At 45.8% G+C, this 18,140-nt stretch carries 17 protein-coding genes; 4 read left to right on the top strand and 13 right to left on the bottom strand.

Translation table 11 applies throughout. The annotated features are described in order from the left end of the window. Positions 1 to 68: 68 nt before the first annotated feature. The 5 genes from QUA40_RS14480 to QUA40_RS14460 all read right to left on the bottom strand — a co-directional run bounded on the left by QUA40_RS14480 (position 69) and on the right by QUA40_RS14460 (position 5,646). Positions 69 to 314 carry a hypothetical protein gene (locus tag QUA40_RS14480; RefSeq protein WP_333126893.1) on the bottom strand — a complete coding sequence of 82 codons (246 nt, stop codon included), beginning with the start codon at positions 312 to 314 and terminating at the stop codon, positions 69 to 71. A 182-nt stretch (positions 315 to 496) separates the two neighbouring features. Further along, the gene (uvrA, locus tag QUA40_RS14475; protein ID WP_333126890.1) at positions 497 to 3,457 is read right to left on the bottom strand and encodes an excinuclease ABC subunit UvrA; all 2,961 of its coding nucleotides are present in this window, start codon (positions 3,455 to 3,457) and stop codon (positions 497 to 499) included. A gap of 73 nt (positions 3,458 to 3,530) precedes the next feature. Next, positions 3,531 to 3,974 carry a retroviral-like aspartic protease family protein gene (locus QUA40_RS14470; RefSeq protein WP_333081043.1) on the bottom strand — a complete coding sequence of 148 codons (444 nt, stop codon included), beginning with the start codon at positions 3,972 to 3,974 and terminating at the stop codon, positions 3,531 to 3,533. A gap of 122 nt (positions 3,975 to 4,096) precedes the next feature. Further along, positions 4,097 to 4,723, bottom strand: a complete 627-nt coding sequence (locus QUA40_RS14465; RefSeq protein ID WP_333126887.1) for a 7-carboxy-7-deazaguanine synthase QueE — start codon at positions 4,721 to 4,723, stop codon at positions 4,097 to 4,099. A gap of 224 nt (positions 4,724 to 4,947) precedes the next feature. Beyond that, positions 4,948 to 5,646, bottom strand: a complete 699-nt coding sequence (locus QUA40_RS14460) for a class I SAM-dependent methyltransferase (RefSeq protein ID WP_333126884.1) — start codon at positions 5,644 to 5,646, stop codon at positions 4,948 to 4,950. A gap of 963 nt (positions 5,647 to 6,609) precedes the next feature. On the opposite strand from QUA40_RS14460, the gene QUA40_RS14455 reads away from it, so the two are divergent. Next, a complete protein-coding gene (locus QUA40_RS14455) occupies positions 6,610 to 7,380 on the top strand; it encodes a hypothetical protein (RefSeq protein WP_333126882.1) in 771 nt (256 codons plus the stop codon). A gap of 311 nt (positions 7,381 to 7,691) precedes the next feature. Beyond that, on the top strand, positions 7,692 to 8,138 hold the full coding sequence (locus QUA40_RS14450; RefSeq protein ID WP_333126879.1) for a hypothetical protein: 447 nt from the start codon (positions 7,692 to 7,694) through the stop codon (positions 8,136 to 8,138). Positions 8,139 to 8,360: 222 nt separating this feature from the next. Here the strand turns inward: QUA40_RS14450 and QUA40_RS14445 are convergent, their stop codons facing one another. Next, positions 8,361 to 8,915, bottom strand: coding sequence for a cyclic nucleotide-binding domain-containing protein (locus QUA40_RS14445; protein ID WP_333126877.1), 555 nt, complete (start codon positions 8,913 to 8,915; stop codon positions 8,361 to 8,363). A gap of 330 nt (positions 8,916 to 9,245) precedes the next feature. Continuing rightward, positions 9,246 to 10,229: a DUF1517 domain-containing protein gene (locus tag QUA40_RS14440; protein ID WP_333126874.1), complete on the bottom strand. Its 984-nt coding sequence runs from the start codon at positions 10,227 to 10,229 to the stop codon at positions 9,246 to 9,248. 304 nt (positions 10,230 to 10,533) lie between these two features. On the opposite strand from QUA40_RS14440, the gene hemB reads away from it, so the two are divergent. Further along, positions 10,534 to 11,517, top strand: a complete 984-nt coding sequence (gene hemB, locus QUA40_RS14435; RefSeq protein ID WP_333126871.1) for a porphobilinogen synthase — start codon at positions 10,534 to 10,536, stop codon at positions 11,515 to 11,517. Positions 11,518 to 12,148: 631 nt separating this feature from the next. Beyond that, positions 12,149 to 12,637, top strand: coding sequence for a GNAT family N-acetyltransferase (locus tag QUA40_RS14430; protein WP_333053288.1), 489 nt, complete (start codon positions 12,149 to 12,151; stop codon positions 12,635 to 12,637). Between the two features lie 191 nt (positions 12,638 to 12,828). Here the strand turns inward: QUA40_RS14430 and QUA40_RS14425 are convergent, their stop codons facing one another. The 6 genes from QUA40_RS14425 to QUA40_RS14400 all read right to left on the bottom strand — a co-directional run bounded on the left by QUA40_RS14425 (position 12,829) and on the right by QUA40_RS14400 (position 18,069). Next, positions 12,829 to 13,764 carry a HAMP domain-containing sensor histidine kinase gene (locus QUA40_RS14425; protein ID WP_333126869.1) on the bottom strand — a complete coding sequence of 312 codons (936 nt, stop codon included), beginning with the start codon at positions 13,762 to 13,764 and terminating at the stop codon, positions 12,829 to 12,831. Positions 13,765 to 13,789: 25 nt separating this feature from the next. Next, on the bottom strand, positions 13,790 to 14,380 hold the full coding sequence (locus QUA40_RS14420) for an L-threonylcarbamoyladenylate synthase (RefSeq protein WP_333126867.1): 591 nt from the start codon (positions 14,378 to 14,380) through the stop codon (positions 13,790 to 13,792). A 118-nt stretch (positions 14,381 to 14,498) separates the two neighbouring features. Then, on the bottom strand, positions 14,499 to 15,209 hold the full coding sequence (locus QUA40_RS14415; RefSeq protein WP_333126864.1) for a YcxB family protein: 711 nt from the start codon (positions 15,207 to 15,209) through the stop codon (positions 14,499 to 14,501). Between the two features lie 10 nt (positions 15,210 to 15,219). Further along, positions 15,220 to 15,870 carry a YcxB family protein gene (locus QUA40_RS14410; protein ID WP_333126861.1) on the bottom strand — a complete coding sequence of 217 codons (651 nt, stop codon included), beginning with the start codon at positions 15,868 to 15,870 and terminating at the stop codon, positions 15,220 to 15,222. Between the two features lie 109 nt (positions 15,871 to 15,979). Then, positions 15,980 to 16,867: a peptide chain release factor N(5)-glutamine methyltransferase gene (gene prmC / locus QUA40_RS14405; protein ID WP_333126858.1), complete on the bottom strand. Its 888-nt coding sequence runs from the start codon at positions 16,865 to 16,867 to the stop codon at positions 15,980 to 15,982. Between the two features lie 314 nt (positions 16,868 to 17,181). After that, positions 17,182 to 18,069, bottom strand: a complete 888-nt coding sequence (locus tag QUA40_RS14400; RefSeq protein WP_333126855.1) for a Tic22 family protein — start codon at positions 18,067 to 18,069, stop codon at positions 17,182 to 17,184. Positions 18,070 to 18,140 lie beyond the last annotated feature (71 nt).

Raw genomic sequence — 18,140 nt, 5'->3', positions numbered from 1 at the left:
TGGAGAACCTTTTTTCTTTGAGCTACCTCCGAAAATCCCCTTGACAACTGGCTTTGAGCCTTAACTTGTCACCAATGGTCATCCTCTGAATAATTATTACATTTTTCCTCAATTGGCGATAAGTCAGATTTCCTGATGGCGAGAAACATTTGTGCTTCTATATCAGCACCTTGACAACTAAAGTTTTGCTGAAAATAATCTTTATTTAGAAAATCCAGATAAACAATTTTGAAAAGTTTAACGAACATGGGTAGCTCGTAGCGACTAGCCTCAGAATTTTTGCCAGTACGATTAGAATAGTATTTCCGGCTCATGAACGATTATCCCAATTTTATAAATATATCCGGAGGGGCGAAGTATTCGCACCTATATTCTATCAATTATACGACGTATTTTAATTGTAGGGTGCGTCAGGTGAGTTTCTTAAACGATTATTGAAGGTTTAAATATCTGACGCACCTTACTCATTATGAGAATGGCGTAATTCCTGTTAGTATTAACTAACAGCTACAGCCTCCCCTAAAGGATGCTGCTGCAAAACCGCTTGCAAATACTTCCCAGTATAAGACCTCTGATTTGCCGCCACATCCTCCGGCGTCCCCGCCACAATAATCTCGCCACCCTTATCTCCCCCTTCCGGCCCTAAATCGATCGCCCAATCGCAGCACCGAATCACATCTAAATTGTGTTCGATTACCAAAATTGAATTACCCTTATCGACCAATCTTTGCAGCACATTTAACAAATGGTGAACATCATAAAAGGACAAACCCGTCGTCGGTTCATCAATTAAATAAAGCGTCTTCCCAGTAGCGCGGCGCGACAGTTCCGTTGCCAATTTTACCCGCTGCGCTTCGCCCCCAGAAAGCGTCGGCGCCGGCTGTCCCAAATGAATGTAACCCAAACCAACATCAACCAAAGTTTGCAGTCTGGCGCCCGCCCTAGGAATATTTTTAAACATCTCCAAAGATTCCTCTACGGTCATGTTCAAAACATCAGAAATCGACTTGCCTTTGTACTTAACTTGCAGCGTTTCCCGGTTGTACCGTGCACCCTTGCAAACCTCACACTGCACGTAAACGTCCGGCAGAAAATTCATCGAAATCACGTTCACGCCTTGGCCGCCACAAGCTTCACACCTTCCCCCTTTCACGTTAAAAGAAAACTGCCCTGCTTTGTAACCTCTTGCCTTCGCTTCAATGCTTTCGGCAAACAAATCGCGAATCACATCAAAGACTCCCGTGTAAGTAGCCGGATTAGAACGCGGAGTGCGGCCGATCGGAGATTGATCGATGACAATTACCTTATCAACTATATCCTCTAGAGAGCGTTCGCCTTTAGTTTTGAGGGCGTCCATATCGGGCGGTAAAGGCACTTTTTTGGTGATATAATGTTGCAGCGAGGGGTACAGCAATTCATTGATTAAAGTTGATTTCCCCGAGCCGGAAACGCCTGTCACGCAGACGAGTTTTCCCAGGGGGATTTCTACATCAATATTTTTTAAATTGTTGCGCGTCGCATTTTGGATAGAGAGAGCTTTGCCGTTGCCTTTTCTCCTTTCATTAGGGGTTTCAATTACTCGCTTTCCCGACAAATAAGCACCTGTCAAAGATTCCTCGGCAGCCAGCAAGTTTTCTAAAGTTCCTTGGGATATAATTTGACCGCCGTGAACGCCTGCGCCGGGACCGATATCGACAATGTGGTCGGCCGCTCGCATGGTTTCTTCATCGTGTTCTACGACAATCAAAGTATTGCCTAAATCACGCAATTTTGTTAAGGTTTGCAGCAGGCGAAAGTTGTCTCTTTGGTGAAGTCCGATGCTCGGTTCGTCCAAAACGTAGAGAACACCCGTCAAACCAGAACCGATTTGAGTCGCTAGCCGAATTCGCTGGGCTTCTCCGCCAGAAAGTGTCATTGCTGCGCGGTCTAAAGTCAGGTAATCTAACCCGACATCGAGCAAAAATTGCAGCCTTGCTTTAATTTCTCTCAGGGCTAAATCGGATATTTGGAATTGCCGATCGCTCAATCCCAAATTATTTACTCGTTCGCGGCATTCGCGAATCGAAATACTCGTTAAATCTACAATTCCGTACTGTCCCAACCGCACGGAAAGCGCCTCGGGTTTCAAGCGTTTGCCGTGACAAACCTCGCAAGAGCGATCGACCCGATACTGTTCCAACTTCTGCTTGATCAGATCGGAACCAGTATCGTCGTACTGGCGCTGCAACATGGCAATCACGCCATTAAAATCTCTCCTCAAATCAGTGCTGCCGTCGCGCTTTTTACTTTCTGTGGTGCGCTTGGACTCATTGCCGTACAAAATTACCCGCTGGTGTTCGGGCTTTAATCGATACCAAGGAGTGTCAATATCAAACCCGCAAGTCTCTGCAATACTGAAAAGCAAAGAAAGATAATAAGAATTGTCTTTGTCAGACCAAGGCGCGATCGCACAATAAAGAGGCGCTTTCTCGTCGGGAATTACCAAATCCGGCGCAAAAGTCCGCAAACTACCCAAACCGTGGCAGTTCTGGCACGCGCCGTAGGGCGAATTAAACGAAAATAACCGAGGTGAAAGTTCCTCCATTACCGCGCCGTGTTCGGGACAAGCAAAGTTTTCGGAAAATACGATCGGCCCCTGTGGTTGGGAATTTTCTTCAGTCGGTAACTCTTCAATAATCGCAATCCCCTCAGAATGGCGCAAACAAGTTGCCAGAGAATCAACTAAACGTTCTTCTAAACCGGGTTTTTTAATTAACCGATCGACAACTATCTCGATATTGTGCGTATGATTTTTATCTAATTCGATATTTTCCGAAAGTTCTAAAATTTCTCCGTTAACTTTGACGCGAATAAATCCTTCCGCAGCTAAACTCGACAATAATTTTCGGTGAGTGCCTTTTTTTCCGCGCACAACAGGTGCCAGAAGGTGAAAGCGAGTGCCGTCGGGAAGGGCCATGACTCGATCGCACATTTCATCAATTGTCTGCGGCGCAATGCAGCGATCGCAAATCGGACAGTGCGGTTCGCCAGCTCTGCCGTAGAGCAATCTAAGATAATCGTAAATTTCTGTAACAGTGCCAACAGTCGATCGCGGGTTGTGAGAAGTTGACTTTTGGTCGATCGAAATAGCCGGACTCAACCCCTCGATCGCGTCCACATCCGGTTTGTCCAACTGTCCCAAAAACTGGCGCGCGTAAGCGCTGAGAGACTCCACGTAGCGGCGCTGTCCCTCGGCAAAAATTGTATCGAAAGCGAGGGAAGACTTGCCAGAACCGGAGACACCAGTAAAAACGATCAGGCGATCGCGCGGCAGTTCCAGATCGATATTCTTGAGGTTGTGCTGTCTCGCACCGCGAATCCGAATTGTATTTTGGCTATTGGAGTTAGAATTCGTCACATTATGCCCGTTGTGGGATGCACTTGGCTGGCTGTGTGAGCTTTTGGCGCGTTGGGACATGAGAGTAGTGCAAAACAGTGCTTAACCATCTTAGCGCTGCCGATCGAATAGCTGGCATCCAAACTCAAGAATATCAAAGAATTGTCAAATAAGTTTCCGTCGGCCCGTCGGGCAAAACCTTCAAACTTTGATGCTTCAAATCCACTTCAATGCCCAGCGCTTCCATCGGAATCACCCCTAAAAGTGGCGTTTTCCCCTCTGGCAATTCCAAACACTCAAAAGTGCCTTCGCGCCCGCACAGAGAAATCGAAGCATCTCGAAAAATCCTCGCCTCACTAATACCCGTGGCTGTTTCCACAACCACTTGCTTGAGGATTTTCAAACCCAGTCTGGCGATGACATCTTTAGGCAAACACAAAGTTGTCGCGCCCGTATCCACCAAAACATTTTCTAGAGTAACAGACCTGACTTGCTCGATTGGGATCAGACCATCTTCTGCTTTAGCTTCATCGATCCGATTCGTAATTACTAGGGTTGTGATAACTTTTCCCATTTGATTTTCAGTAGCTGCTTGCATAACTTTCATAATACAATAAATTACTGCTTTAATTGTAGCACATACTTATACGAATAGTAGGGCGATGTACTTTCTTTGCTTCGCTCCGCCCCTCGGGTTCTATAAGTGTCAAAATAATCCAATTATTGCACGCCAATAAACTTGTGAGTTTGCAAAGATAACCTGTAACTAGGATTTTGTTTCAGCAATTCCATAATAATGGGAAGCGCTGATTTTTTTGAGTTCCATTCTGGTTGCAAGAAAACCGGAATATTCACATTTTTTTCTAAATGCTTGTGATAAAATTCTACTTCTTCACCAGTGCTAATCACTAACTTAATTTCATTTGCTCTAGTCCAAAAAAGCTCTTGCACCGGATATTTAGGATTGACGTGTTCCTTCGGAGAAAGAGTAATCCAAGCCTGCGGGGAAACATCCTGCCAGCAAGCACCCGAAGTTTCAATACTCACCTGCTTGTCAGCTTCTAACAAAGCTTCAACTAACTCAGACAAATCGCGGTGAATGAAAGGTTCGCCGCCAGTAATGACAACCCTCGGAGACTGCAATTGAGCTAGCAATTGTGCGATCGACTGCGGTACAGACGGCAAACCTTTGCCTCCATTTTCGTAGCCTGTGTCACACCAAGGACACCGCACAGGGCAACCGGCCAATCTGATAAAATCAACTAAAGTCCCCGTCCAGTAACCTTCGCCTTGAACAGTACACTGAAAAGTTTCGTGAATTGGTAATTTTAGTTGTAAATTAGACACCCGAAGTTACGCCTCAAATCAATTAATTACGTTGTTTAGATATAATATTCTTAAATTGTTATTCCTTCGCGGTTTGCAGCAAATAAAAACAGTTTTGAACATATAAACGGGTTTTCTGAAAAAAAAATTACCCGTTTGATCCCAAAAGCTTGACTCAGAAATCCGGTTTCTTCATAGCTTTGGTATGAGTCCTTAGAAATCCACCACAAACCGCAAATAACTCTTTAATTATCCTGTTCAGGTTCCATCATAGTAGCCCAGCGACGTTTCAATGCCAAAGTCAGCCCGTCCGCAATGGGGACAACACTGAGAGTAACTCTGGGATCGTTACGCAATTTGTCGTTAAAAGTACGAATGGCGGTGGTGCTTTCGTCTTGTACTTGAGGATCAGCAACTCGTCCTGACCACAGAACATTGTCAATTACAATTAAACCGCCATTGCGTACAAGTTGCAGCGATCGCTCAAAATAAGCCTCATAATTTTCTTTATCGGCGTCGATGAAGGCAAAATCAAAGGTTCCTGCTTGTCCCTCGGCTATTAGTTTGTCGAGAGTATTTATTGCTGGGCCCAACTGCAAAGAAATCTTATTAGCAACGCCCGCAGCTTCCCAATAGCGTCGTGCGATCGCAGTATATTCCTCGCTGACATCGCAGGCAATAATTTGACCGTTAGGAGGCAGCGCTAAAGCTACGCACAGCGAGCTATAACCAGTAAAAACGCCAATTTCTAAGGTTTTGGTCGCTCCCATAAGCTGCACCAGCATCTCCATAAACTGACCTTGTTCGGGAGCAATCTGCATCATCCCCATAGGATGTTTAGCAGTTTCTTCCCGTAGTGAAGCGAGAATATCGGGTTCCCGCAGAGAAATAGATAACAGATAATCGTAAAGTTGATTTTCTAAGCCAAGAGTTGAGTTCGCCATCGGTTTGTCCTTGCTGCTCACTTTTGATTTTAGATTGTAGACGCTCTGTTAATGGAAATCGGAGAATGTAGAGTTAATTTTGGCATCTATTTTGCTGTGGCTGATGGCAGGTTGCAGTAGCAGTGTCTCGGTTACACAGAGGCAACTTGCAAAACGCGCGATTTACTTCCAAACCAGTTTATCTCAGTCACAGGTGATTTAGCAGCTCTGGAAAAGAAAAATCGACAGAGGGGAGCGTTTTGACATTGCTGCGTTCCTAACACTAGCACCGCGTAACGCCGTTAGTGATACCAGTTCAAAAAATCGATGCAACTGTAGACAAGCTGCAAACCCATACATAATCAGCCATTCCCCATCTCAAATCTTAAATTTCACATCTCAAATGGTATGAGTTGGGGAGAATGTGACTTCATGCCGATCGCTAAGTAGATGAACTGGGAAAAGCATAAGTAGTCAAAAGCGAGTGAAACGTTAGCTTTCGCAGAGGTTGTGATGCGTTTACATTTTGTTACAGGGTAAAGTTTTTTCGGTAGATATACTTAATCGCTAATGAGTAATTATTCAGGATTTAGGCACTCCCAAAAAACAAACCGTTTCATTTAACTCTTATTGATGGGTTAAAGCCAGTGTATTTTCCTGAAACAAACCAGGGGTCTGGAAACCCTAGTGTCCCGGAGTATTACTAATCACTAATAAACTGGGTTTAATAGGACGATTACTTAACTGTCACAGCTTATTCCTGCACACCTAAACCACCTACCCACAATCAGCACAACCTTCCACGATTCAGGTAGAGCAATTATTTGTGGGAAAAAACCCGGTTTATAGCAAGCCTTTATCCGCACTATTACTCATAACTAATGAACCGGGATTAAGAGGACGATTACTTAACTGTCACAGTTTATTACTCCACACCTAAACAACCTACCCACAATCAAAACAACATTTCGCAAGGGAATCGCCATGTCTTACACTTTCGCAGGTTTTGGTGCCGTTACAGGTATATTTTTGCTACTATTTTTTGCCATTCTGCAATGGCTGCACATCCCCGCCGGCAGCTTCATCGATTGGGTAATTGCCATTGCTAGTTTTGAATGGCTGTTGTTGATAGTTACAGTTCCCTGGAATATCCATTTTGAAGCTAAAGAAGTTTTAGCGCAAGCCGCAGAATCTACTAAAAAAAACATTGCTGTCGATCAGGAACAAGTCAAATACGTTACTGTATTAGTTAGCCGATCGCTCTTTGTGGCGATCGCACTTCATCTGTTTAGCGCGATCGCACTTTACGCCCTAGCCGCCGCTGGAATTAGTGCTATTGGCTATCTCAGTTCCGCTGCTGCACTGCTGTTAACTGTAATGCGTCCAGCTATCCGAGGTTATCAGTATTTAGCGCAGCGCCTGACAATGATTCGCCGTCAATTTTTGCACCCCCGCGAAGATATTGTCGAACTCCGCACCCGCTTCGCCAACTTAGAATCTACCCTTCAAAATTTAGAAGCTAGATTCAGTTCTAACGATCCGAATTCTTGGGTAGCTGTACAAGAGCGGCAGCAGGAAGCGACTAGAAGAGAATTAACTCGACTAGCAGCATCTCTGGAAAATTTACGATCGACAAATCAGGCCGAACACACTACACTGGCAAGAAATGCAGAAAGTGCGATCGCCCAACTCACGGATGACGGACAATTTCTCAACCACGTTCGCGAAATCATCCGCTTCTTTAAAGAATCCTGAAGTCAGTTGATAGTTGACAGTTGACTGTTGACGGTTGACTGTTGACTGTTGTCATTAGTTACCAATGCCCGATGCCCAATTCCCAATTCCCAATTCCCTATCTTTAGATAGATGCCAAATAGTCGCAGATAGTAAAAATTTAAATAAAAACATAATTTTATCAGTCTTCAGGAAGACTCACTCAAGGTATTTTCCCTACCAGCAATTTTTCCCAAACTATAACCAAAGATAGTTTGTGAATGAGCTAGCTTTGACCTAATATTTAAACATAACCCAAAGACCTTTTTGAAAAAATAACTCAGGAAAAAATCATGACTAATCGCCAACCCACACCGCCCGAAAAAGAAATTAGCAAATCAACACCGGCAGACGAACAAATCGAAGCCAATATGCAAGCCCCCCACTACGACAGGGGCATTACTCCTGCGGAAACAGCAGCGCGACAAGAACGCGAAGGCGCTAACTTCATGCACACAACCACTGAAGGGAAGCAGCAAGCTGCCAAAACTGATGACCAAACCGATGACGAAAGCATTCATACTACAGATGGTTATACAGTAGACAAAGAAGGTCTGGTTAACAATTACGCGATCGAACCGGAAATGTACATCAACGAACCGGGCGATTTGAGAGCAAAAGAAGAAGCTGAAGCTGCAGAACGCGCTCAAATTCTCGCAGAAATCAAAGATAAAAAAGGCGAGGAAGGAAAACTGACAATGGATGCAGACACACGCGGCAAAGGCCCGGGAATTATCTAGATTGTGTGGTTGGTAGTTGCATTTCAGCGCGCGAGGTTGCAACTGTAAAGCAAAGGGGCTGGTTTTATATCTGGCAGTTCTCGATCCATATTTCCGGTATAACCCGCCCCTATTTTGTTTTGCACATCTGTTTTGTGAGTTGAGAGGTTACATCGTACATCTCTCAATTACCGTATCCATCGGCAACTTTTTAGACACAGCTCAAAAACGCCTTAAATTTCCTCAAGCTTTAATATTTTCCCTCAGCCAATTAAACTTAGCCTCAGCTAGCGCTAAATTTTCCAGGACGTTAGGATTGATATCCTCTCGTTCAAATTCTGGTTGATCTAATTCAATATTGCGACCGTATTCTATATGTCTGATCGTACCGCGCATCCTGTCTGCCAGACACAGTGAAATTCCATAATAAAACCGGGAAGCAAAGCCCATGTCGTTTTGAAGTTTGATTACTAACTGCCGCCTAGGAATTGCCAGCAAGTGAGTTTCTTCGATCGCCTTCACCGTTGCCAAAGGAGGGCGAGCGTCAATGAAAGAGACTTCTCCCACCAGTTCTCCGCTGGCTATTTTAGCGAGTTCTCTAGTCCGCTCAGCCTCGATCAAAACGCTCAAACTCCCATTCAAAACAATGTAGAGCGCATCTATCTGTCTTCCTTCATGGATCAAAATCCCGCCCGGATCGAGAACTTCCTTTCTGCCTTTTTGGACGATCCAGTTGATATCGTCATTATTTAACTGGCTCAAAATAAAAAGTGCTTTTTTTCTGCTGCTGTCGGCCATAAGTTCTAGCTCTCGATCGCTTCTTCTTTATATAAAATTTAGATGGCGCGCGATCGCAACTTCTTCCGAAGCAGTCCTCGCTCAATACAGTTTTTTTTATCCTGCCTAACTTATTCGCAAAACCCATAGGGGGCAGGCTTTGCCCATAGCAGATGAATCACGCTGAATCATAATCTCTCAATAGTAGCATTTGTTAAACAATCTTCTTTAACTCGATCAACCTCCCCAACATCCCACGAAATGCCCGTCTCAAAAGCAACTGGGTTCACCCCCACAGCTTTTCTGCGGGATGGGGCGCGGCAGACAATGCTCCGCGCCCAGTCTTGCTCACTAAATCGATCGCAAATCAGGATAGCCGGCCAACATATCGTCAGCAGTCAGAGTGTCCCCGTTCGCTTGAGGAGTCCACAGCACCTCAACCGCCAGCAACTGCTCGCTCGATACTCCCCCAATCTGACGCAAAGCTTGGCGCAAATCTTCAGAGTTTTTCACTGCTGGCAATTGCAATTTACCTTGAGTACCGACAATCACCGTCACCACAATAAATTCCCCGGGATCTGAATTCAAATCAGAAGCAACCAGCGCCCCATTTTCCTGCAAACCTGGCAGGATATTGCTGCTCCCTGCTTGCCGGAGCTGATTGTTATAATTCGATAGCGTTTCTTCAGTAAATTTACTGCGTTCTGCCAAAGAAAATTGATTAAACTTAGCTTCGGCTGCTTCCAAACGAGTTTGCACAGATTCAGCACCCGCGTAAACCCAGTATTCAGGATGTCGCAGCAGCGCCAAAGTAGATTCTTGCACCACTTGAGCGCGACCGGCCGCTGTATCGGTATCAGCTTTTCGCGCTAGAGAGTCGAGTTCGGCTTGCAAACCGCGAGCCTCTGCTAGCAAACCAACTTGCAAGCGGGCGACAGATACGGTAGTAGTGGGGGCGCTATTGCCGAGTTCGTCAGTTCCGCTTCCGGCGCGGCGGAAGCTTTGGACGAGGAAATTAGCGATAGAGATAAAAATCAAAATCGAGAACAGGCCGCCAAACCCGCCCCCAAAGCCAAAAAACGGCAGCAAGAACGGGAAACCGAAACCGCCGCCAAAGCCACCGCCCGGGTAGTAACCGCCTCCCGACGGGGCGTAAGTACGGCTGGGCGATGAGTAACTGCGCGCCGGAGCTCTAAAAGAGCCGCCACCGATCCGTCCTCCGCTGCGAGCCGCCAGAGCTCCGTCAGCGTTACCGAGGGCTAGCGTCAGTACCAGACCGATCGCAAATAGTGATTTCAAAAGGGGTTTCATCTTTGAAAGTAGTTGCTTGTACATAAGACCGTTACTATTCGATACATTTATAATTTACAGTTTATTCTCGCTTCTGGGCAGGCTGGTTGCAGGTATGAAGCCAGCGAGATATCCGTACTAACCGATCCAAGAAGCACGGGGACGGGCTGTGTCTGGGAACGGGAAAGGCCCGAAAGGACTTGCATCCCTGACTACGAACAATGGACCTTGCGGGTTTTACAGAAGTTTACTTAAGTGCAGGGCGATCGGCCAACAATAAGCTCTAGACTTTTAAAGAAACGCCGCGAGTCCTAGAAAGCAGGGCTTTATCTACCGTAAAAAAAACATTATGTTTCCAACTCACCGCCCCCGCCGCCTCCGCAACCATCCCCAACTCCGCCGGATGGTACGCGAAAATATCTTGACTACCAGCGATTTAATTTACCCTCTATTTGCCGTACCGGGGGAAGCTTTTGCTAAAGAAGTTAAATCGATGCCCGGAGTCTACCAGCTATCGGTAGACAAAATAGTAGAAGAAGCAAAAGAAGTCTACGACCTCGGCATTCCCGCGATTATTTTATTCGGCATTCCCGCAGACAAAGATACAGACGCGACAGGTGCTTGGCACGACTGTGGCATCGTCCAACAAGCGACGGAAGCCGTTAAAAAAGCCGTACCAGATTTAATCGTCATGGTCGATACTTGTCTGTGCGAATATACCAGTCACGGTCACTGCGGTTATTTGGAAGTCGGAGATTTAAGCGGCCGCGTCTTGAACGATCCGACACTAGAATTGCTGAAGAAAACCGCCGTTGCTCAAGCTAAAGCTGGTGCGGATATTATCGCACCTTCGGGAATGATGGATGGTTTTGTCGGAGCAATTCGGGAAGGATTGGACAGTGCTGGATTTGAAGATATTCCCATCATGTCTTACGCGGCAAAATACGCCTCAGCTTATTATGGCCCGTTCCGAGATGCTGCCGATTCTGCTCCGCAATTTGGCGATCGGCGCACCTATCAAATGGACCCAGGAAACGGCCGCGAAGCTCTCAAAGAAATAGCTCTCGACATTGCCGAAGGCGCAGATATGCTCATGGTTAAACCTGCTTTAGCTTACATGGACATCATCTGGCGCGTGAAGGAAGCAACTAACCTGCCAGTTGCTGCTTACAACGTTTCTGGAGAATATGCGATGGTGAAAGCCGCCGCCCTCAACGGTTGGATAGACGAAGAAAGAGTAGTGATGGAAACTTTGACAGGCTTCAAGCGTGCTGGTTGTGATTTGATTTTGACTTATCACGCCAAAGACGCCGCCCGCTGGTTGCAAAACTGATTCACTCGATTAGACATTAGAAAATTGACTCCACAGCACAATCTTCGGCTGTTCTCGTGGAGTCAATACCTCTCTCGATAGATGATTTTTTAGCAATTAGGCAAGACACCAACTATCGCTTACACTTACCGATAAACGACGCCTCGAAACCGGGTTTTTACAGTTTCAGTGGGCTGTAACTTACATCTTGCAGCATTCTATTACTTGTTTAGGAACAGGCATCTTGCCTGTTCCACAAGAGATAAATTTTCTTGTGGAACAGGCATCTTGCCTGTTGCTTACAATGGTGCAACATCTCAGCTTTAACGAAGTATGTTCGACCAAAAACCCGGTTTCTCTGTGGGCAAACTCCCAACCCATACAAAATCAGTCATTCCCGATCTAAAATCTCAAATATAAAACTTCAAATGGTATGAGTTATGAAGTTGGGAATTCTGAGTCAAAGACTTTTTTACAAAATTTACCCCAAAAAGTATTAATCATCACCGAAATTAGTTAGAAAATATGTATGAATAAAAATAGTTTTGTAAATCGGGGATTAAATCATTGATTGTTCCCACGCAAAATCAACTATACCCGCTAAGACAGTAAAAGTAACATAGTTTAGATACAACTTGAAGGCAGATTGAGCATGACATCAACGACTAGGGATTCCAGTCACATTCAATTTTGTATAGGTCGCGATCGCGCAGACATCGTACAGATCCAAGAACTATTTAAAGCCGCAGCCTTTTGGGCGAGGGAACGCAAGATAGAAGATTGGGAAATTGCGATCGCCAACAGCGAACCAGTTGTTACAGTTTGGGACGGCTCACGGGCGATCGGCTTTGCCAGAGCCACCTCAGACGGGATCTATCGAGCTACCATCTGGGATGTCGCCATTCACCCGGATTACCAAGGTGCAGGACTCGGCCGCAAATTAGTGCAAACCGTCTTGAGTCACCCTCGGATGTGCCGAGTAGAGCGAGTTTACCTGATGACAACTTACAAACAAAGCTTCTACGAGCGCATCGGTTTTCAGCAAAACGCTAGCACCACAATGGTACTTGAAAATCAGCTTCTAGAAGAGAATCTCGAATTAGAAATTAGCAACGGCGAATTGCTAACTGCTAATTGTTAATAATCACCCGATTGGCATCAAAATCTATAATATGTAGGGTGCGTAAGGGCGCACCTTACTCCCTATAAATAATTTCCTTCTTTCATCTTCCCTGGAACCTCTTCCCACCCTCCGTTAAATTTGTTAAATCCTTTGCCCTCTTCCCCACCTCCGTTACATCCCGTAGATTGCTCGTGGCCGAACTTCCTTCATCACAAAGTTGCCAAAGGAATAGAACACTGAGTCCGGTTAAAATTGCACTCTTCGGAGTCAGAAGGCACAGCCAGAACCTCCAACTTTCCGCTCATCAAACTTAAAAGAGTCTGATTCATCAATAACCTCATTCCAGAAGACACCTGAGAATTATCGCTGCTCTTAGTAGCATCACACTCCAAATCGTGCTTCAGCAAATCCCAAGACTCGCTCCAAGCACTAACTGAACGCTGATCGTCCACCCAAATGTGAACGTATCCAGATTCCGGCGAAGCATGGGCAGAAACAGAAATACTGCCCTCCTCCATCTGAGCAACAGCAGTATCTACCAAATGGACTAAAACTTGCCTAAACCTCGGCAAATCTGCCAATACATAAATTCCCGGATCTGGCGGCAATATCTCCAAACGAATGCTGCGATTAGCAGCTTGCAAGTAAGTTAAATCATCAACTTCTTCAAAAACCTTAGCTAACTGAATCGGCTCAATATCCATCCTGTCAGTGCCGTGTTCAGTTTTAGCAACCGAGATAATTTCATCTATCAATTTCACCAGCTTGAGTGCCGCGACGTGAGCTTGCTCGACAAACTCTCGCTCCTCAGCAGGATCGTCGCACAAATCCGCGAGAATTAATTGCAGCGTACCAATCATAGTGCTCAGGGGCGATCGCAACTCATGAGAAGTTCGAGCCAAAAAACCCGCCTTAAATTGGCTCATCTCCGATGCCATCTGATAAGCCAATTGAGTTTGCTTAAGTTGCTCGGAAAGGGCATCAAACTTCTCTAAGTGAATTTCTTGAGGAGGTGGCGGCACTTTGGGCGCAGGTTCGGGCGGTTGCGAGCTTTTTTGCTGCAGGCGCCAAATCAAATTGCTTCCCAAACCCAGCCCCAGTCCCATACCTAAATATATCAAGTCGCTCCAGCCGATCGGCGCCATATTGCTTTGCCTTGGAGTTTAGCTTTTAGCATTCTAACTCGATCGTGCCTTGTCGCAATATTTTCCAATCGCTGCCAGTCCATTTAGCCACAGTGGAAGGTAAACTCGAAGCTGTTGCCGCTGTTAATTCAGAAGGAACTAATGTCAAGACTTCCGGAAACTGAGCCTCAATTTCTGCCACCGATTCCAGAGGTGGCTGGCCGGATAAATTGGCACTGGTGGTAGCCAAAGGGCCTGTCTGCTCTAGAATTTTGAGCGCCAAGGGAAGGTTAGGCACTCGTACTCCGATTGTAGTTGGATCGATCAAATTCATGGCCGCCGGGACTTTTGCCGAAGCCGGCAGCACCAAAGTTAACGCCCCCGGCCAATAGGATTCGCCCACTTGCTGCCACAATTTTAACTCTGCTGGACTCCCCTGCACGTAAGGCCACAAAGCCCTCGCCGATGCTGCCATCAAAATCAGTGGTTTGTCTTGACTGCGGCGTTTAGCTGCAAAAATCAACTCCGAGCGATCGGGACGCGCAGCCAAAGCGGGTACAGTATCTGTAGGAAAACTGACGATATAATCTCCTGAAATTGCCCCTTGAATCAAGGATGCGATCGAAACTTGAGTCATTCGATTTTAGATTTTAGATTTTAGATTGAAGAATTTGGTCTGCATTTTATTTAAATAATTGTAGCGGCGTTTCCCGATATTGTGGTGCAGCAATTCTCGGAAATCCCACAATTGCTCTTCACCTTGAGATTTTAGATTTTAGATTGAAGAATTTGGTCTGCATTTTATTTAAATAATTGTAGCGGCGTTTCCCGATATTGTGGTGCAGCAATTCTCGGAAATCCCACAATTGCTCTTCATCGCTGAATGAACGCTTGGGTATAATAAAATTCGATTCTGGCACAGGATAGAGAGATAACACCGGATAGATTACCAATAAATTTCTAGTTTCAGTAAAGAATTCAAAATTTTCCCATTTAAAAGTCCCTTGCCAACTAGGAGTATTAAGTACCAACCCTTCTCCTATAACCTCCACAGTGGTAGGTTCCCCCCAGTTCGTCAAATTGGCGATGTTCGGTATCTCTCGATCTCGATCTAGGCTTATGACAGTCGTAGGTTCCCTCCAGTTCGTCGAATTGGCGATGTTCGGTATCTCTCGATCTCGATCTAGGCTTATGTCGGATTTCACATCATACATTTCATATATTTCTTCTACGCCTTTTTTCACAAAAATTTTACAAAAAATAGACAAAATAGACGGGGACACCAAAACAACGCCCACCACTAAGAAGCCGTTCTCTTGCAAGAGCATTCCCATCAAAATAAAGAAGATTCCTATTAGCAAAACCCACTTATGAAAGGTTCGTTTTTCGGATTCTGAGGAGCCGTTTAGAGTAGCCAGATAAGCTTCTTCACAATCAGTAGAATTCAGTTGATATTCAAAATTCATTGTTTTTCATTTAAACCTGCGAAAAGGGCGGAATCTTGCTGTATAGCAATTCTCTAAATACTTGACGCTGCTCTGGGTTAAATGCCTGTTTTGGGAAAATATGCGGGATGCTGGAAAACTCGCAAGGATAGATGACGAACAATTTTTTTGTCTCTAGGAAGTGCGAATAAAATTGCCACTTGAGTAAAATGTTAACCTTTGCAGTTTCCAACTCTAGTCCAGATTCCGTCATTTGTAGACTAACAAGTTCGTGCCAAAAATTAGTTCTTTTCCACCTACAGAATTGAAAGACTCCAAAAAATTGAGCTGCCCAATAAACAAGTTGTAAAAGTGTCCCGAATAACAAAAAAGGGTGCAATGAAATCTCCCCTTTGAGCGCCGATTTAATATCTAAGAAAAGCAAACCCCCAAAGAAACGTTTATCGAACGACCTGATCTTGCGCCGCTCTAGAAACTTCACAATAGGGATGTAGCAGATGCCAACACCGATAATGAAATAACCCCAAAGGGGATTTGGACCAGCGATAATATAGACAATTCCGCCCCCCACAATAAATACAGCCCGAGTCCAAAACTCGACTTCCGAAAAAGTCTCTAGTTTTGTGGAAATTCTACTAGCTTCTAAATATTCTTTGAACGTAAACTGATATTCCAGCTTCACGGTGATACCTCTTGGGTACTGAGTGCGATCGCAGTTTGTACCCCAACTCTATCTCAGCAACAACCAAATATCCAGATTCGAGAATTTCTATCTTTCCTTGGCTTGCTCCCTAAAGACGATAGGCTAAAGCAAACCGATCGATCCCTGCTAAATCAGAAAATATCTCAACTTTGCCATAACTCCCGTGACTTTGCAGCATATCAGCTACCGCCTCAGCCTGTCCCGCCATCATCTCCACCAACCAAACTCCCCCGGATTCTAAATAATCGGGACCCGTTTCTACCAAATGCCGGATGCAATCTAACCCGTCAAAACCGCCGTCTAAGGCCAGATGAGGTTCGTGCTTCAAAACTTCCGGTTCCAGAGTCAGCACCGTGCTGCTGGGAATGTAAGGGGGGTTAGAGACCATGCCCCTAACGCGACCTTTAAGAAACGCTAGCGGTTCCCACCACAAACCTTGATAAAAATTAACTCGCGATGCAAAACCCAAATTCTCAGCATTCAGTCGAGCAACTGCCAAAGCTTCCGAACTGCAATCTACTGCATAAACCCTAGCATTTGTCAACGCCGAAGCCAAGCCGATCGCGATCGCCCCGCTGCCCGTCCCCAAATCCACCCAATGCGATTTGGGATTGACACCATAGCTTTTAACAGCTTCTACAGCCAAATCGATCAGCAATTCCGTTTCAGGACGCGGAATTAGCACCGCCGGCGTTACTTTGAGCGAAAAATGCCGCCAATGTGCAACCCCCGTTAAATACTGCACCGGCACCCGTTCCTGCAAGCGGCGCTGCCACAATTGAGCAAGTTCAGATAAAGACAACTTTAATTCAATTTTTGGCAAATCTTTAAACGACTCCAAACGCAGAGCCAATTTATCCAAACCTGCTAACTCTTGCAGCAGCCAGTCGATTTCTGCTTGGGGAATGTCGGAGGCGAGCGCCTGCGCCTTAGCTTGATTTACCCACTGCCAAAGCTCTAAACCAGAAACTAACATAGGAGTTTTTAGTAATCAAGTAATTGCTAATTACTTATTAGAAATTGGTAATTATAATTCATAATGAGAATTGATTAATAGTAGGTTGAATCGAGAAACCCAACCTACTAAGTAATGACTAATGACTAATGACTGATGACTAACTATAGCAATCCTCGCATCAGTTTCAATAACTGGTTAACTGGTTCCCAGGCTCTTCCGGGGAACCGATGTCACTCTTGCTCTGCCTCGGCCCAGACTATGGAGGCTCTTCCTCCGGATCTGCGTCACCAGGCTCTTCCTGGTAACGAGTATAATCATTTAGGATTGCTATATTAGCGAGCCGGTTGAGTTTGACTCGGAGCCGGCCGAGCTGGAGCCGGAGAGCCTGGAGCCGGCCGAGCTGGGGCCGGAGAGCCTGGAGCCGGCCGAGCTGGAGCCGGAGCAACCTGTGGATTTTGGCCCGCACCGGCAGGTTGGAGCGATCGCACAAATTCCAGCGACTCCCGCGACGGAATCAAAATCATTTGGGTCAAAAACGGGTCGTTCTCAGTACGCAAAGCTTCCAAAACGCTCTCCAAGTTCACCACCTCAATCTTAATTGTGGCTGTCACGTTGGGCTGCTGCTGCTTAAAACGATCGACCATTCCCTGCAAATCCTCCTTGTTAAAAAACAAGGGAATCACCTCTTGCTGGCCCCTCTGAATGGTCAAATAACCATTTTCCGCGCCGCCTCTGGCCAAAAACAGAGGTACACCGTTGAACTCGTTAACTTGTTGACCAGTCTGCTGAAGTACAGTTTTAGCCGACTGCACCTGCTGCGGAGCCGGAACGAAAGCAAATTGCACTTCCTCCGGCTTGCCTTTATTTGCTTGAGTGAGCTGATAAATTTCGCCCAGGGATACTGGCATCACGCGCACCGACGCCGCCAACTGAGGATTTTTGGTTTTCAGTTGATCGACAAAAGCTTGAGCATCTTTCTGGCTGATGAAAATTCCCGCCACGGAAGCATTACCAGTTTGACCCTGACCCTGCTTGGGAACAGAAGCGATCAGGGGCGCACCCTGAGCGTCTGTAACCGTAAATACTGGCACCGAGCGCAATTTTTCCAAAATTTGCGGCTCGGGCAGTGCCAGTGCAGACATCTTGCCAATGGGGGAGGGGCCCAGCAGAGTGCAGCCGACAATTCCCAATATTGCGCCCAAACGAACTAATGATTTCATGTTTTTTCCATCAGGAGCGATCCTGAAACACATTAACGCAAAGACTGGCGACTTAACACGATCGGCAAAAA

The organism is Microcoleus sp. Pol11C3 (assembly GCF_036701485.1).
Classification (GTDB): domain Bacteria; phylum Cyanobacteriota; class Cyanobacteriia; order Cyanobacteriales; family Microcoleaceae; genus Microcoleus.
Note: the sequence above shows the minus strand (reverse complement) of the source record. Positions and strands in the feature narration are given on the sequence as shown.

What these genes read in the sequence shown, in the direction of transcription:
- QUA40_RS14480 (WP_333126893.1), bottom strand. Translation starts at nt 314, where the DNA reads ATGAGCCGGAAATACTATTCTAATCGTACTGGCAAAAATTCTGAGGCT.
- uvrA (WP_333126890.1), bottom strand. Translation starts at nt 3,457, where the DNA reads ATGTCCCAACGCGCCAAAAGCTCACACAGCCAGCCAAGTGCATCCCAC.
- QUA40_RS14470 (WP_333081043.1), bottom strand. Translation starts at nt 3,974, where the DNA reads ATGCAAGCAGCTACTGAAAATCAAATGGGAAAAGTTATCACAACCCTA.
- QUA40_RS14460 (WP_333126884.1), bottom strand. Translation starts at nt 5,646, where the DNA reads ATGGCGAACTCAACTCTTGGCTTAGAAAATCAACTTTACGATTATCTG.
- QUA40_RS14455 (WP_333126882.1), top strand. Translation starts at nt 6,610, where the DNA reads ATGTCTTACACTTTCGCAGGTTTTGGTGCCGTTACAGGTATATTTTTG.
- QUA40_RS14450 (WP_333126879.1), top strand. Translation starts at nt 7,692, where the DNA reads ATGACTAATCGCCAACCCACACCGCCCGAAAAAGAAATTAGCAAATCA.
- QUA40_RS14445 (WP_333126877.1), bottom strand. Translation starts at nt 8,915, where the DNA reads ATGGCCGACAGCAGCAGAAAAAAAGCACTTTTTATTTTGAGCCAGTTA.
- QUA40_RS14440 (WP_333126874.1), bottom strand. Translation starts at nt 10,229, where the DNA reads ATGTACAAGCAACTACTTTCAAAGATGAAACCCCTTTTGAAATCACTA.
- hemB (WP_333126871.1), top strand. Translation starts at nt 10,534, where the DNA reads ATGTTTCCAACTCACCGCCCCCGCCGCCTCCGCAACCATCCCCAACTC.
- QUA40_RS14430 (WP_333053288.1), top strand. Translation starts at nt 12,149, where the DNA reads ATGACATCAACGACTAGGGATTCCAGTCACATTCAATTTTGTATAGGT.
- QUA40_RS14425 (WP_333126869.1), bottom strand. Translation starts at nt 13,764, where the DNA reads ATGGCGCCGATCGGCTGGAGCGACTTGATATATTTAGGTATGGGACTG.
- QUA40_RS14420 (WP_333126867.1), bottom strand. Translation starts at nt 14,380, where the DNA reads ATGACTCAAGTTTCGATCGCATCCTTGATTCAAGGGGCAATTTCAGGA.
- QUA40_RS14415 (WP_333126864.1), bottom strand. Translation starts at nt 15,209, where the DNA reads ATGAATTTTGAATATCAACTGAATTCTACTGATTGTGAAGAAGCTTAT.
- prmC (WP_333126858.1), bottom strand. Translation starts at nt 16,867, where the DNA reads ATGTTAGTTTCTGGTTTAGAGCTTTGGCAGTGGGTAAATCAAGCTAAG.
- QUA40_RS14400 (WP_333126855.1), bottom strand. Translation starts at nt 18,069, where the DNA reads ATGAAATCATTAGTTCGTTTGGGCGCAATATTGGGAATTGTCGGCTGC.